Consider the following 14,165-nt stretch of genomic DNA (forward strand, 5'->3'; position numbering starts at 1 on the left):
GCTCAGGGGGCGGGGTGGTTGGCTCAGGGACCGGGGTGGTTGGCTCAGCGACCGGGGATGGTGCCTCGGTCCGAGGGGTTCGGTCCCTGAGCCTGTCGAAGGGCAGTACCTCGACCGGCGGGTTCCTCGGACGACGAAGGCCCGCCCCGCGAACGGGACGGGCCTTGCAGTACGTGCGCTCCTAGTTGCGGGAGATGGCCAGCAGACGCAGGATCTCGACGTAGATCCAGATGACCGTGACCATGATGCCGAAGGCGCCGGTCCAGCCGTACTTGGCGGGAGCGCGGTTCTGCACGCCACGCTGGATGAAGTCGAAGTCGAGCACCAGCGAGTACGCACCCATCAGCACCGCGAAGATGCCGATGACGATCCCGAGCGGGATGCCGAAGATCGTCGCGCCGTAGAGGCCGAACGGGTTGTTCAGCACGCCCGTGAACATGAGCACGAGGTTGAGGAGCTGGAAGACGCCGTAGCCGATGATGGCGACGAGGAAGACCTTCGTCAGCTTCTTCGAGGCGCGGACCTTGCCGCTGGCGAAGAGGGCGAGGGTCACGCCGACGACGGCGAGGGTCGCGAGGACCGCCTGGACGACGACGCCGGACCAGGCCGGGTTCGCCTCGAAGACGCGCGAGATGCCGCCGACGAAGAGTCCCTGGAAGACCGCGTACCCGAGGATGAGCGCTGGGACCGGCTCCTTCTTGAAGGAGTTCACGAGACCGAGGCCGAGGCCACCGATCATGCCGATGATCATCGGGAGGGCGTAGCCGCTACCTGCCTGCAGGAGGGAGGTCGTCCACATCCAGGAGATGACGGCGAACACGACGAGGACGGCGAAGGAGCCGAGGGTCTTGACGAGCGTGTTCTCGATCGTCATGCGGTCGGCGGTGCCGACGCCCGCCGGTGCGGTGGGCTGCTCGTACATCTTGCGGAGCTGTTCGGCGGTCAGCGAGGGGTTCGCTGCTTGAGCTGCCTGCAGCGTCCCGCCTCCCTGCTTCGCGAATGCCGGGTTCTTCGAGAACGCGGGATTGTCGAGGGCCATGGCTGATTCCTACTCTCAGTCGTGGAGGCTGTGTCGCGCCAAGCGGCGCTGCTGACACCCAGAGTATCCGAGTTCCCTTTGAATCAGCCGGGTCGCGCGTGGAAAACCCCGAACGGACGCCGATGTTCGCGGCGGGCTGACAGCCGGCTCCCTGCGCGCACGCCGGAGCGTCGTCCTAGGCTGATGGCGTGCGCATCGACTCCCTGCCCAACCCGCTCGTCATCGGACACCGCGGGGCTCCCGGTTACCGCCCCGAGCACACCGCGTCCTCCTACCGCTTGGCTGTCGCGCTCGGTGCGGACGCCGTCGAGCCCGATCTCGTCGCGTCGAAGGACGGAGTCCTCGTGGTCCGACACGAGAACGAGATCTCCGGGACGACCGACGTCGCCGCCCGAGCGGAGTTCGCCGACCGGCGGACGACGAAGCGCGTCGACGGCCACGAGCTGACCGGGTGGTTCACCGAGGACTTCACCTGGGCCGAGCTGTCGACCCTGACCGCACGCGAGCGGATCCCCGAGGTACGGACGGTGAGCGCGGGATTCGACGGTACCGAGGGCATCCTGCGGTTCGTCGACCTCGTCGCGGTCGTGCGCAGCGCGGCCGAAGCGCACCGACGACCCGTCGGCATCGTGGCCGAGGTGAAGCACGCCGACTACTTCGCGTCGATCGGCCTCCCGCTCGATCGGCTCCTCGCCGAGGAGCTCGCCGCCCTGGAGTTCGGCACCGATCCCGATGCGGAGCCGCTCATCATCGAGTCGTTCGAGCAGTCGGTCCTCATGGCGTTGCAGGCCCGTCGGGTGCAGGCGGAGTTCGTGTACCTCATCGAGCGGTCGGGCAGACCGAGCGATCTCGTCGCCCGGCTGGGGGATTCGGCCCCGTCCTACGCCGACGCGATGACCGACGCCGGGCTCGCGGCGCTCGCCCTCGAGGTCGACGCCATCAGTGTCGACAAGGCCATGCTCATCGACTTGGGCGACGACGACGGCGCCCACCCGACGGACCTCGTGGAGCGTGCCCACGCGGCGGGCCTGCGCGTCTACACCTGGACCCTCCGCCCCGAGAACCGGTTCCTCGCGCCACCCTTCCGGGACGGGTCCGATCCGGCGGCGGTCGGCCGCTGGCTCGAGGAGTTCGTCCTGGTGCTCTCCTCGGGGGTCGACGGCTGCTTCGTGGACCAGGCCGACCTCGGCGTCGCCGCCCGGTCGGCGGCCGGCGACCGTGCGGATCACCGCGACGGTCATGCTCGGCCGAGCGATGTCGGGGGCAGCGCCTAGACTTGCAGGCGATATGGCGAGCTCTCCTTCTTCGAACGCCGACGCCGTGCAACCGGTGATCGTCGGCTGGCCCACGGCAACCGTCCCCGAGTCGTCCTCCGACGAGCGTGCCGGCGGGAGTCGGCTGCTGGAGGGGCTCAACCCGCAGCAACGGATCGCGGTGGAGTACCGGGGCCAGGCCCTGCTCATCGTCGCCGGTGCCGGGTCCGGCAAGACGAGTGTGCTCACCCGCCGCGTTGCGCTGCTGCTCGAGCAGCGGGAGGCCTGGCCGAGCCAGATCCTGGCGATCACGTTCACCAACAAGGCCGCCGCCGAGATGCGCGAGCGGGTGCAGGCGCTCGTCGGCCAGGCCGCGCAGGGCATGTGGATCTCCACCTTCCACTCCGCCTGCGTCCGCATCCTCCGCCGCGAGGCCGAGCACTTCGGCTTCACCAAGAACTTCACGATCTACGACAGCGGCGACCAACGTGCCCTCCTGAAGCGCATCATCAAGGAGCTCGAGGCCGACGCATACGGCTTCACGCCGTCGAACACCTCGGCGAAGATCTCGAAGCTCAAGAACGAGCTGTCGGACGTCGAGTCGTACTCCCGCACGATCAACACCAACGACCCGCAGGAACTCGTGTTCCTGCAGGTCTTCCGGAAGTACACGCGCGCGCTGGCCGACGCGAACGCCTTCGACTTCGACGACCTCATCAGCCAGACGGTGTTCCTCTTCCGGGCGTTCCCGCACGTCGCGGCGCAGTACCAGCAGCGGTTCCGCCACATCCTCGTCGACGAGTACCAGGACACCAACCACGCCCAGTACTCGCTCATCCGGGAGCTCACCCGCGCGCCTGAGGCCGGCACGGATCAGCTCGCCACCACCCGCACCGAGGGTGCCTCGCTCACCGTCGTCGGTGACTCGGACCAGTCGATCTACGCGTTCCGCGGGGCCGACATCCGGAACATCACCGAGTTCGAGCGCGACTTCCCGGGTGCCAAGGTGGTGCTGCTCGAGCAGAACTACCGCTCCACGCAGAACATCCTCTCGGCCGCGAACGCGGTCATCTCCAACAACTTCGACCGCAAGGACAAGAAGCTCTGGACGGCCGTCGGCGACGGGGAGAAGATCGTCGGCTTCACGGGGTACTCCGGCCACGACGAGGCGCAGTTCATCGCCGACGAGATCGAGAAGCTCCGGAACGCCGGCACGGCCTACAGCGACATCGCGGTGTTCTACCGGACGAACGCCCAAACGCGTGCGCTCGAGGAGATCTTCATCCGTGCGGCCCTCCCGTACCGGATCATGGGCGGCACCAAGTTCTATGAACGCGCCGAGATCAAGGACGCCCTCGCCTACCTCGTGTCGGTCGCGAACCCGGCCGACATCATGGCGCTGCGGCGCATCCTGAACACGCCCAAGCGTGGCATCGGGCCGGCCACGGAGACGGCGCTCGCGAGCTTCGCCGAGAACAACGGCGTCACCTTCCGCGAGGCCATGCGGCGCGCCGACGCCCTCGGGCTCGGGCCGAAGGTCACGAGCGCGATCCTGCAGCTGTCGGCGCTCCTCGACGAAGCGCAGGCCGCGCTCGACGACGCCGCCGCGGCCGACCGCCCGACGGCGTCCGCGACCGCCGTCGGCGACGTCCTGTCACTCCTCATGACGAAGAGCGGCTACCTCGACTCGCTGCGCAACAGTCGTGACCCGCAGGATGAGGCACGCGCCGAGAACGTCGACGAGCTCATCGCCGTCACCAAGGAGTTCGCCAAGAACAACCCCGACGGCGGCATCGTCGACTTCCTGACGGAGGTCTCGCTCGTCGCCGCGGCCGACGACCTCGACGACGCGACGGGCAGCGTGTCGCTCATGACCCTGCACACGGCGAAGGGCCTCGAGTACGACGCGGTCTTCCTGACGGGCATCGAGGAAGACCTCCTCCCGCACCGGATGTCGGCGAACGAGCCGGGCGGCCCGGCCGAGGAGCGACGCCTGTTCTACGTCGGCATCACCCGCGCCCGGAAGCGCCTGTACCTCTCGCTGGCGATGACGCGTGCCCAGTACGGCGAGACGGCCGTCGCCATGCCCAGCCGCTACCTGCAGGAGATCCCGGCCGAACTGATCGAGTGGCGTCAGTCGCCCGGCAACGTCAACGGTCGTGGTGGCACGCAGTCGCGCGCCCTGAACGCCCGCCGTGCGCCCTCGAGCGACCGCTGGTCGGTCCGCTCGCTCCCCGAGGGCACCTCCGCGGGCGACACCCGGTTCTCCGGCGGTTCGAGCAAGCCGGAGACGGCCTGGGCCAATCGCATCACCGCGAAGGTCCGCGACAACGGCGACCTCGAGCTCGTTCCCGGCGACCGCATCTCCCACGCCGACTTCGGACCGGGCCGGGTGAACGCGGTGACCGGTGAAGGCGCGAAGCGCATCGCCCATGTCCAGTTCGAGTCAGCCGGAGCGAAGAAGCTGCTGATCAAGATCGCGCCCATCGAGAAGCTCGACTGACTGCGCTGAGGCGCGCACCGTCGGTCCGGCCGGTTCCCTGAGCGGAATCCAGCATCTAGGCTGATGCATCATGGGTCTGTTCTCCAAGCGCAACGCGTCCGATGCCCGATCTGCAGCCGTGGAGGCCGAGACATCGGCACCTGAGGATGAGGTGGATCCGGCCGCGGAAGCCCCGGAGACCGTGCCGCAGGTGTCGATCTCGGTCACGACGGTCAACGCAGCCGCCCGGACACCGGAGGCGCCTGTCTCCGTGCCTGCTGCGGCCCCGGCGCCCGCTCCCGTCGAGCCTGACTCCAACGTCGACCTCGCGCAGGCGCTCACAGCGCTGGCGGAGGGTGGCGATGAACGGGCGATGATGCACGTGTTGCGGCAGAGCATCCAGGGCAAGCTGCTGTTGTCCACGAGCCTCGACGGTGTCTCGGAGGAGGACAAGGCTGCCGGGCGCATCCCGCTCGGCGTCCACCGCGACCCGGAGGGCGCCGTCTACCTCCTCGCCTTCACCTCGTCGCGTGAGCTCGAGAAGACGCGGACGGCGGACGGGCCGGTCACCGGGGTCGCGGTGGACGCCGTCTGGGCACTCCGTCAGGCGACCGGCGACGGGTACGCCGGCATCGTCCTGAACCCCGCCGACGGCAAGGCGAGTGCGGTCGTCCCGAAGACGCTGATCGTGCGTCTGTTCGGGGACGGCCGGAACAACGACCTCGCGAAGCAGGCGCTCGCCCAGCCGCGAGAACCCGATGCCCTCCAGCGGCTGGTCGCCGCACTCGCCGCGCACGGCGGGTTCGTAGCCGGTCGCGCCGAGGTCGACGAGGACGGTAACCGCAAGACCGTCGGCATCGCGGAGACCCGCCTCGGCGACCGTCGACTGCTGGAGGTCTTCACCTCGCCCATCGAGATCGCCGCACTGGGACGAGGGGATGACGCGTACCCGGTCACCGCAGCGGAACTCGCGGCCGCGCTCCGCAGCGACGAGGGCATCACCGGGATCATCGTGAACCCTGCGGCGCCGTGGCTGGACGTCGACCGCGCCCAGCTCGCACCCCTCCTCGACGTGCGCTGAGCGCCGCACCCGCTCCACTCGGAGTGATCCGCCGACGGAGAGCGAGCAGGATGCCGCCGAGCGCGAGCGCTCCGATCGCCGCGGTGCCGGCGAGGAGCAGGGAGCGGTCGTCGGCGCCGGTCTCGGCGAGGCGCGCTTCGGGCACGGTCGGCGTCGAGGCGAGGGTGGTCTCCGAGGCGACCCCGAAGGCGGATCGCCAGGGGCGGATCATCGTGCCGCCGTTCTCCGGCAGGGTGTCGCTCGGCTCGATGCGTTCGACCCAGACGTAGTAGCCGTCCTCGGGGAGGACGCAGGACGGCGTCGTGTACTCGCCGGGGCCTGCATCCACGAGCGTCTCGACCTCGCAGACCACCGGTGCTCCGAGCGGGACCTCCGGTGCCTCGACCGGGCGCTCCGCGAACGGACCGAGCAACTGGCTTCGGACGGTCACCGGGATCGGCGTGTACGGTCCGCCCTCCGGCCCGATGAGGCCCCACTCCGCTGCGAGGCCGGTGTCGGTAGCGATCCCGACCGACAGCCGGTCGGTGACCTCGGTTCCCGGTGTCGCCGTCGCGTGCGAGGTGGTGGTGACGACGACCGGCTGGAAGGGGAGTGGAGTGGGACGCTCGCGGTCGGCGCTCGCTCCGGCCGCGACCGTGATGGGGCGGGCGATGAGGACGCTCTGCACGTTGGCGGCGCTCCGAGCGATCGTGAGGCCGGCCCCGTAGGGCAGCTCACCGAACGTGGCGTTCGCTGAGAAGGCCACGACCGCGGCATCGGTGCTCGGCAGGATCCGCAGGCTCTCACCGTTCCCGACGGCCCGCTCGGACGTGCCGTCCTCGAAGGTCGCGCCGTCGAGGGTGACCGTCCCGGTGTGGGTGCCCGGTGGCAGGGTGGTGACGCCGGAGGAGATGAAGTCGACGGCGAGTTCGGTTCGGACGAGGTCGAATCCGTCGTCGCCGCGTTCGATGGACATGGTGGCGCTCGCTCCCCGACTCGCGCCGCCGGGACCGTCGGCCTCGGCGAGCATCTGATGGGCCCGGGAGAGCACGCGGTCGGCGCTCGCTCCTGCCCGAGCGGCGATCTGCGCCGGCGTCCACCCGTTCAGGCCGGTGATGATCCAGGTGGCGAGCTGGCCCGCAGCTGCCTCGTCGGCGTCCTGGCTGGCGCCCCAGTGCCGCGACAGGTAGGCCAGGCGGGCGGCGTCCTCGGGGGTGAACCATCCGAGCGATGATCCGTCGACGTGCTCGTAGGCGTGACCCGGCGGGATCGGGAGGTCGAGGTTGATGCAGAACCCGACCGTCCCGTCGTCGAAGGCCCACGAGCCGAGCCAGCGGCCGTTCGACGCGTCGCGGTGACCGTAGGCGGCGCCGGTGGCGGTCAGTGCGGAGGATGCGGTCGCGCCGCCGAGGACGATGCCGAGGACGAGCGTGAGCAGGATCGGGACGGCTGCCAGGAGCCGGAGGATCCGCGGTCTGCCGCCGAGGAGGCGGCCGGTCTGGGGGAGGTGGTGTGTTGTCATGCCCCCATCGTGCGAACCGCGGCACCTCGGTCAGCCGGGCGGGAATCCGAATGTGGACGGGACGGCTCCGCCAGCGGGCTGTGGAGGGCGGTGCTGGAACGTCGTCAGCCGCGGTGGCGCGCCGCCTCCGTGCGTTCGCGCTCTCGCATCGCATGGAGGTACCAGGCGGAGGGTGCCGCGCGCAGTCGCTGCGGAAGACGCGGCCAGACGGCTCGGGCGACGGCTACCCGACGTGCGAAGCGACGCTGCTGCCGCGGCGTCCAACGGAACCCGTAGGCGCTCCGCAGGCCGTCGGGCAGCAGTCCCGCCGTCACGAGCCGGACGAGCGGGAGCAGGCACCGGACGGGGAGCGGCGCCGCGCGAGCGGTCAGGAGCTCGATCGAGACGGCACGCGCCTCCGCGGTGACGTGGAGGCGCGCGACACGGGCTGCGAAGTACTCGTCGAACGCGGCCCGGGTCGGAGGCCAACGGTCGGGCGGGAGCTGCAGGCTCGTCCCCACGATCGCGTACTCACGGTGCAGGCGCTCCCGCGACTCCTCGTCGAGCGGGCCGAACACGAGCTCGTAGACCTGGACGGCGGTGTCGTACAGCGTGGCCGCGACCCAGAGCTGCGCGTCGTGGTCGAAGGCCGAGTACCCGGGAGCCGCCTCACCGGGTTGGCTGCGCACCGGTCCATGGGCGTGGTTCACCCGCCGGGCCGCGCTGCGCTGCTCGTCCGGTGTGCCGAGGGCGAGCGCGTAGACGAAGGTGAGGGTGGCGTGCAGCCGGTCGAGCGGACGGGAACCGAAGTCGCTGTGCCGGGCCACCCCGGCGGCGACCGAGGGGTCCGCGATCTGCAGCAGGATGGCCCGCCCGGCGCCGGCGACGAGGATGCCCTCGCGAGCGAGGTCCGCCATGCCGGTCATGGACCCGACCTTAGTCGTTCACTGTGAACGTCCGGTTGCGGCGCAGCGCTGGGGGTAGAGTCGTCACTGGCCCTTTTTCTCTCGCCGCCGAGATAACGCGCGGCCGAAAATCGCCACGACAATCACAGCAGAACGCGCGAAGCGCGGATGGGAATGACACGTGGATCTTTACGAGTATCAGGCACGAGACCTGTTCGAGCAGTACGAGGTGCCGGTCCTCGCCGGCATCATCGCCGACACCCCGGACGAGGTGCGTGCCGCGGCCGAGCGTCTCGGCGGCGTGGTCGTCGTCAAGGCCCAGGTGAAGGTCGGAGGCCGCGGCAAGGCCGGTGGCGTCAAGGTCGCCAAGACCCCCGACGAGGCCTACGAGGCGGCGAAGGCCATCCTCGGACTCGACATCAAGGGTCACGTCGTCAAGCGCGTGATGGTCGCGGCCGGCGCACGCATCGCCCAGGAGTTCTACTTCTCGGTGCTGCTCGACCGCGCCAACCGGTCCTACCTGTCGCTCACGAGCGTCGAGGGCGGCATGGAGATCGAGCAGCTCGCGGTCGAGAAGCCCGAGGCGCTCGCGCGCATCGAGGTGAACCCACTCACCGGTGTCGACAAGGCGGCCGCGGTCGAGATCGCGAAGGCTGCGAACTTCCCCGAGGACCTCGTCGACCAGGTCTCCGACGTCTTCGTGAAGCTCTACGACGTCTACAAGGGCGAGGACGCGACGCTCGTCGAGGTCAACCCGCTCGTCCTCACGGAGGAAGGGCGCATCGTCGCCCTCGACGGCAAGGTCTCGCTCGACGAGAACGCCGCCTTCCGTCACCCGAACCACGCCGAACTCGAAGACACCGCAGCCGAGGACCCCCTGGAGCTCAAGGCCAAGGAGAACGACCTCAACTACGTCAAGCTCGACGGCGAGGTCGGGATCATCGGCAACGGCGCGGGGCTCGTCATGTCCACGCTCGACGTCGTCGCCTACGCGGGCGAGCAGCACGGCGGCGTGAAGCCGGCCAACTTCCTCGACATCGGCGGCGGCGCCTCGGCCGAGGTCATGGCCGCAGGCCTCGACGTCATCCTCGGCGACGCCCAGGTGAAGAGCGTGTTCGTCAACGTCTTCGGTGGCATCACCGCCTGCGACGCCGTCGCGAACGGCATCGTGAAGGCGCTCGAGATCCTCGGTGACGCAGCGACGAAGCCGCTCGTGGTCCGCCTCGACGGCAACAAGGTCGCGGAGGGCCGCGAGATCCTCGCCGCCGCCGCGCACCCGCTCATCACGCTCGCCGCAACCATGGACGAAGGCGCCGACAAGGCCGCCGAGCTGGCTTCGAAGTAAGGGATCGCACAAGCATGTCAATCTTCCTCAACAAGGACTCCAAGGTCATCGTCCAGGGCATCACCGGCGGCGAGGGCACCAAGCACACGGCGCTCATGCTGAAGGCCGGCACCCAGGTCGTCGGTGGCGTCAACGCCCGCAAGGCCGGCACGACCGTGACCCACGACGGCGGCGTCGAGCTGCCCGTGTTCGGCACGGTCGCCGAGGCCATCAAGGAGACCGGCGCAGACGTGTCGATCGCCTTCGTGCCCCCGGCATTCACCAAGGACGCGGTCATCGAGGCCATCGACGCCGAGATCCCGCTGCTCGTCATCATCACCGAGGGTGTGCCGGTCGGCGACTCCGCCGAGTTCTGGGCCTACGCCCAGTCGAAGGGCTCGAAGACCCGCATCATCGGCCCGAACTGCCCCGGCATCATCACGCCGGGGGAGTCGCTCGTCGGCATCACGCCCGCGAACATCGCCGGCAAGGGACCGATCGGCCTCGTGTCGAAGTCGGGCACCCTCACGTACCAGATGATGTACGAGCTGCGCGAGATCGGCTTCTCGACGGCGATCGGCATCGGCGGCGACCCGATCATCGGCACGACGCACATCGACGCGCTCGCCGCGTTCGAGGCCGACCCCGAGACCAAGGCCATCGTCATGATCGGCGAGATCGGTGGCGACGCCGAGGAGCGCGCGGCCGACTTCATCAAGGCGAACGTCACGAAGCCGGTCGTCGGCTACGTCGCGGGCTTCACCGCGCCCGAGGGCAAGACGATGGGCCACGCCGGCGCGATCGTCTCGGGCTCCGCAGGCACCGCGCAGGCGAAGAAGGAGGCCCTCGAGGCCGCCGGCGTCAAGGTCGGCAAGACGCCGAGCGAGACCGCCGACCTCATGCGCGAGATCATCGCCTCGCTATAACACCCGCAGCTCGACTGCGACCACGACGCGGCGCCCGGTTCGGGCGTCGCGTCGTCGCGTTTCGGCCCACGCACGCCGTGTGCCTGACCGTCCGCACGCGCGGCTCCAGGTAGGGTCGAAGGCGCATGAACCGTCTGACCGTCGCCCTCCTCGCCGCCCTCGATGCCACCCTCGCCGTGGCCATCGGCATCGGTGTCGCACTCGTCCCACTCCTCGCCCTGTGGGCCCTGCACTTCCAGTTGGACGTCGACCCCGCCGCGCTCTGGCGGGGGGCCGTCGACATCTGGGCGCTCGGCAACGGCTCGAGCATGCGCATCACCCTCGACACGGCCCTCGTCACGCAGCTCGGCCTGCCTGCCGGGATGGAACCGTTCCTCGTCTCCCTGGCGCCCCTCGCCTTCACGATCGGCACGGTCCTGTTCGGCCTGCGCACCGGGGCGCGCGCGGCACGCAGCACTTGGTGGCAGGGTGCCGTCGTGCTGTCGGTGCTCGTGTTCGCCCTGCTCTCGTTCCTCGTGACCCTCACCGCCCTCCACCCGGCGGTGCGTCCCTCGATCGTCCAGGGGACCCTCGCGCCGACCGTGCGCTTCGCAGGCGGGGTCGTGGTCGCCGCGCTGTGGGTCCGGTTCCGAGAGCAGGACGCGGCTGATCCGATCCTCGACGGACTCCGCGCGATGCGGGACCGGATGCCGGACGGGACCTGGTCGATGGTCGTCGCGGCGCTGCGTGGTGGAGCACTCGCCGCCACCGGACTCGTGGCGGTCTCCGCGGTCCTGACCGCCATCCTCATCGCCGTCGGCTACGGCGCCATCATCTCCCTGCATGAGAGCGCGCAGTTCGGCGTCCTGGGCGGTGCCATCGTCACCGGCGCCGAACTCCTGTACCTGCCGAACCTCGTGATCTGGGCCATGAGCTGGATCACCGGCGCGGGCTTCGCCATCGGGAGCGGCACGGCGATCTCACCGATCGGCACGCTCGTCGGGCCCATGCCGGCCGTGCCGGTCCTCGGCGCCATCCCCACTGGGGAGAGCCCGCTCGGGTTCGCGGTCCTCGTGGTCCCGGTCGTCATCGGATTCGCCGCTGCCGTGGTGCTGCGCCGTCGTCTGCTCGTCGACCTCGACGGGCGTGGCGGGCTCGCACGGCTGGCGGTCGTCGGTCTCGGCGTCGGGGTCACAGCGGGCATCATCGTCGGTGTCCTCGCCGCCCTCTCGGCGGGCGCGGCAGGCCCAGGCCGCCTCATCGAGGTCGGCCCGAACGGTTGGGCAACGGGCCTGTGGACCACGCTGACGGTCGGGATCGCGGCCGTGGTCGGCATGGCGGCCGGTTCGACGCATCTCGCCGAGGAGGACCGCCTCCCGGAGCTGCACGCCCAGCCGGGCGGCCGGGGTGCCCGCGACCGATAGGATGCTCTGGTGCTGTCACTCGTCGTGCTGATCTCCGGTGGCGGATCCAATCTCCGCGCCCTCCTCGAAGCCTCACGCGACGCGGATTTCCCCGCTCGCGTCATCGCCGTCGGTGCCGATCGGGAGGCTGACGGACTCGCTCACGCCGAGGAGTTCGGCATCCCGTCGTTCACCGTCCCCTACTCGTCCTTCGACTCGCGGGCGGAATGGGGCGCGGCCCTCCTCGAACAGATCCGGGTCTGGAACCCGGACGTCCTCGTCCTCAGCGGCCTCATGCGCCTCCTGCCGCCCGTCGTCGTCGACGCCCTCTCGCCGCGCATCATCAACACGCACCCCGCGTACCTCCCCGAGTTCCCGGGTGCGCACGGCGTCCGGGACGCCCTGGCGGCAGGCGCCTCGCAGACCGGGGCATCGATCATCGTCGTCGACAACGGCGTCGACGCGGGACCGATCATCTCGCAGGAGCGCGTCCCCGTCCTGCCCGAAGACACGGAGCACAGCCTCCACGAGCGGATCAAGCCGGTGGAGCGTCGACTCCTCGTCCAGGCCGTCCGCGACCTCGCCACCGGAACCATCGACCTCGAGGCGCTCTCCACGGCGTCCCGCCCGCCAGCAGAAGGAGCACCCCAGTCATGAGCGGTCCCAGCCACGACCACAGCCTCTACCGCGAACGCGACCTCGTCCCCGTCCGCCGGGCGCTGATCTCGGTCAGCGACAAGACCGGGCTGCTCGAGCTCGCCGGCGCACTCGCCGCAGCGGGCGTCGAGATCGTCTCCACCGGGTCCACCGCGGCGACCATCCGCGGTGCGGGCCACACGGTGACCGATGTGTCCGAGGTCACCGGATTCCCCGAGTCGCTCGACGGTCGGGTCAAGACCTTGCACCCCTCGGTGCACGCCGGACTCCTCGCCGACCTGCGGCTCGAATCCCACGAGGCCCAGCTCGCCGAGCTCGGCATCGAGCCGTTCCAGCTCGTCGTCGTGAACCTGTACCCCTTCGTCGAGACGGTCGCGAGCGGCGCAGCCGGTGACGACGTCGTCGAGCAGATCGACATCGGTGGACCGGCGATGGTGCGCGCCTCGGCGAAGAACCACGCCAACGTCGCGATCGTGGTCTCTCCCGAGCGCTACGGGCTGATCACCGAGGCCGTCGCCGCCGGCGGCACCACGCTCGCTCAGCGTCGCTCGCTCGCCGCGCAGGCCTTCGACCACACCGCCTCCTACGACGCGGCTGTGTCCGCGTGGTTCGCGAGCACGGAGACGACCGCAGCCGAGGCCTTCCCCAGCACGCTGACCGTCACCGGTCGTCGCGAGGCGGTGCTGCGCTACGGCGAGAACTCGCACCAGGCCGCGGCGCTGTACGTCCGTCCGGGTGGTGCCGGGATCGCCCAGGCGACGCAGTTGCACGGCAAGGAGATGTCGTACAACAACTACGTCGACGCCGACGCGGCAGTCCGCGCGGCCTATGACTTCGCCAACCCCGCCGTCGCGATCATCAAGCACGCGAACCCGTGCGGTATCGCCTTCGCGAACCCGAAGGCACCCGATCCGATCGCCTCGGCCCACCGTCGGGCGCACGAGTGCGACCCGGTCTCCGCTTTCGGTGGCGTCATCGCCGCCAACCGCGTGGTGACCCTCGGCATGGCCGAGACGGTCAAGGAGATCTTCACCGAGGTGCTCGTCGCCCCGGGCTTCGAGGACGCCGCGCTCGAGGTGCTCAAGACGAAGAAGAACCTGCGGCTCCTGCAGCTGCCGGAGGACTTCGTGCGCGAGGACCGCGAGGTCCGGCAGATCTCCGGTGGCCTGCTCTACCAGGACGCGGACCGCTTCGCCGACGACCCGCAGGACACCGCCAAGGGCTGGACGCTCGTCACTGGCGAACCCGCCGACGACGACACCCTGCTCGACCTCATCTTCGCGTGGAAGGCGTGCCGCTCGGTGAAGTCCAACGGCATCCTGCTCGCCAAGGGGAGCGCGAGCGTGGGCGTCGGCATGGGGCAGGTCAACCGCGTCGACTCCTGCCACCTCGCCGTGAGCCGAGCCGGTGACCGTGCCGCGGGTTCCGTCGCGGCCTCGGACGCCTTCTTCCCGTTCGCCGACGGCCTGCAGGTCCTGCTCGACGCCGGCGTGCGCGCGGTCGTGCAGCCCGGTGGTTCCGTCCGCGACGAAGAGGTCGTCGCTGCGGCCGAAGCCGCCGGCGTGACCATGTACTTCACGGGGGAGCGTCACTTCTTCCACTAGGCCGTGCCGCCCGCCCCCGTGGGGGTTCTGGG

The 14,165-nt window shown here is 70.1% G+C and carries 11 protein-coding genes; 8 read left to right on the forward strand and 3 right to left on the reverse strand.

The genetic code is table 11. From position 1 onward, the window contains the following. Positions 1-181: 181 nt before the first annotated feature. Positions 182-1,039: a Bax inhibitor-1/YccA family membrane protein gene (locus tag ACLIME_RS01125; RefSeq protein ID WP_064296659.1), complete on the reverse strand. Its 858-nt coding sequence runs from the start codon at positions 1,037-1,039 to the stop codon at positions 182-184. A 194-nt stretch (positions 1,040-1,233) separates the two neighbouring features. Between ACLIME_RS01125 and ACLIME_RS01130 the strand changes: the two genes are divergently transcribed. From ACLIME_RS01130 to ACLIME_RS01140, 3 genes are all read left to right on the forward strand, one after another. Next, entirely contained in the window at positions 1,234-2,313 is a 1,080-nt protein-coding gene (locus ACLIME_RS01130) for a glycerophosphodiester phosphodiesterase family protein (protein ID WP_411558813.1), read from the forward strand. Between the two features lie 13 nt (positions 2,314-2,326). Then, positions 2,327-4,795, forward strand: coding sequence for an ATP-dependent helicase (locus tag ACLIME_RS01135; protein WP_411558012.1), 2,469 nt, complete (start codon positions 2,327-2,329; stop codon positions 4,793-4,795). A gap of 70 nt (positions 4,796-4,865) precedes the next feature. Beyond that, positions 4,866-5,855 (forward strand): SseB family protein, encoded by a 990-nt coding sequence (locus ACLIME_RS01140; RefSeq protein WP_411558013.1) that lies wholly within the window; start codon positions 4,866-4,868, stop codon positions 5,853-5,855. On the opposite strand, the gene ACLIME_RS01145 is transcribed toward ACLIME_RS01140, so the two are convergent. Both ACLIME_RS01145 and ACLIME_RS01150 read right to left on the reverse strand, forming a co-directional pair. Beyond that, complete coding sequence (locus ACLIME_RS01145; RefSeq protein ID WP_411558014.1) at positions 5,782-7,356, reverse strand: hypothetical protein; 1,575 nt, start codon at positions 7,354-7,356, stop codon at positions 5,782-5,784. The genes ACLIME_RS01140 and ACLIME_RS01145 overlap by 74 nt on opposite strands. Positions 7,357-7,460: 104 nt before the next feature. Next, complete coding sequence (locus ACLIME_RS01150) at positions 7,461-8,261, reverse strand: oxygenase MpaB family protein (RefSeq protein WP_411558015.1); 801 nt, start codon at positions 8,259-8,261, stop codon at positions 7,461-7,463. A 160-nt stretch (positions 8,262-8,421) separates the two neighbouring features. On the opposite strand from ACLIME_RS01150, the gene sucC reads away from it, so the two are divergent. From sucC to purH, 5 genes are all read left to right on the forward strand, one after another. Continuing rightward, entirely contained in the window at positions 8,422-9,585 is a 1,164-nt protein-coding gene (gene sucC / locus ACLIME_RS01155) for an ADP-forming succinate--CoA ligase subunit beta (protein ID WP_411558016.1), read from the forward strand. 14 nt (positions 9,586-9,599) lie between these two features. Next, complete coding sequence (gene sucD / locus ACLIME_RS01160) at positions 9,600-10,490, forward strand: succinate--CoA ligase subunit alpha (RefSeq protein WP_064296653.1); 891 nt, start codon at positions 9,600-9,602, stop codon at positions 10,488-10,490. A gap of 125 nt (positions 10,491-10,615) precedes the next feature. Next, on the forward strand, positions 10,616-11,893 hold the full coding sequence (locus tag ACLIME_RS01165; protein WP_411558017.1) for a DUF6350 family protein: 1,278 nt from the start codon (positions 10,616-10,618) through the stop codon (positions 11,891-11,893). Between the two features lie 9 nt (positions 11,894-11,902). Beyond that, entirely contained in the window at positions 11,903-12,529 is a 627-nt protein-coding gene (purN, locus tag ACLIME_RS01170) for a phosphoribosylglycinamide formyltransferase (RefSeq protein WP_085510275.1), read from the forward strand. Next, a complete protein-coding gene (gene purH / locus ACLIME_RS01175; protein WP_411558018.1) occupies positions 12,526-14,133 on the forward strand; it encodes a bifunctional phosphoribosylaminoimidazolecarboxamide formyltransferase/IMP cyclohydrolase in 1,608 nt (535 codons plus the stop codon). Before purN ends, purH begins: the two co-directional genes overlap by 4 nt. Positions 14,134-14,165: the final 32 nt, after the last annotated feature.

Source organism: Plantibacter sp. MPB07 (assembly GCF_046619465.1).
GTDB classification, from domain to species: domain Bacteria; phylum Actinomycetota; class Actinomycetes; order Actinomycetales; family Microbacteriaceae; genus Plantibacter; species Plantibacter auratus.

What these genes read in the sequence shown, in the direction of transcription:
- ACLIME_RS01125 (WP_064296659.1), bottom strand. Translation starts at nt 1,039, where the DNA reads ATGGCCCTCGACAATCCCGCGTTCTCGAAGAACCCGGCATTCGCGAAG.
- ACLIME_RS01135 (WP_411558012.1), top strand. Translation starts at nt 2,327, where the DNA reads ATGGCGAGCTCTCCTTCTTCGAACGCCGACGCCGTGCAACCGGTGATC.
- ACLIME_RS01140 (WP_411558013.1), top strand. Translation starts at nt 4,866, where the DNA reads ATGGGTCTGTTCTCCAAGCGCAACGCGTCCGATGCCCGATCTGCAGCC.
- ACLIME_RS01145 (WP_411558014.1), bottom strand. Translation starts at nt 7,356, where the DNA reads ATGACAACACACCACCTCCCCCAGACCGGCCGCCTCCTCGGCGGCAGA.
- ACLIME_RS01150 (WP_411558015.1), bottom strand. Translation starts at nt 8,261, where the DNA reads ATGACCGGCATGGCGGACCTCGCTCGCGAGGGCATCCTCGTCGCCGGC.
- sucD (WP_064296653.1), top strand. Translation starts at nt 9,600, where the DNA reads ATGTCAATCTTCCTCAACAAGGACTCCAAGGTCATCGTCCAGGGCATC.
- ACLIME_RS01165 (WP_411558017.1), top strand. Translation starts at nt 10,616, where the DNA reads ATGAACCGTCTGACCGTCGCCCTCCTCGCCGCCCTCGATGCCACCCTC.
- purH (WP_411558018.1), top strand. Translation starts at nt 12,526, where the DNA reads ATGAGCGGTCCCAGCCACGACCACAGCCTCTACCGCGAACGCGACCTC.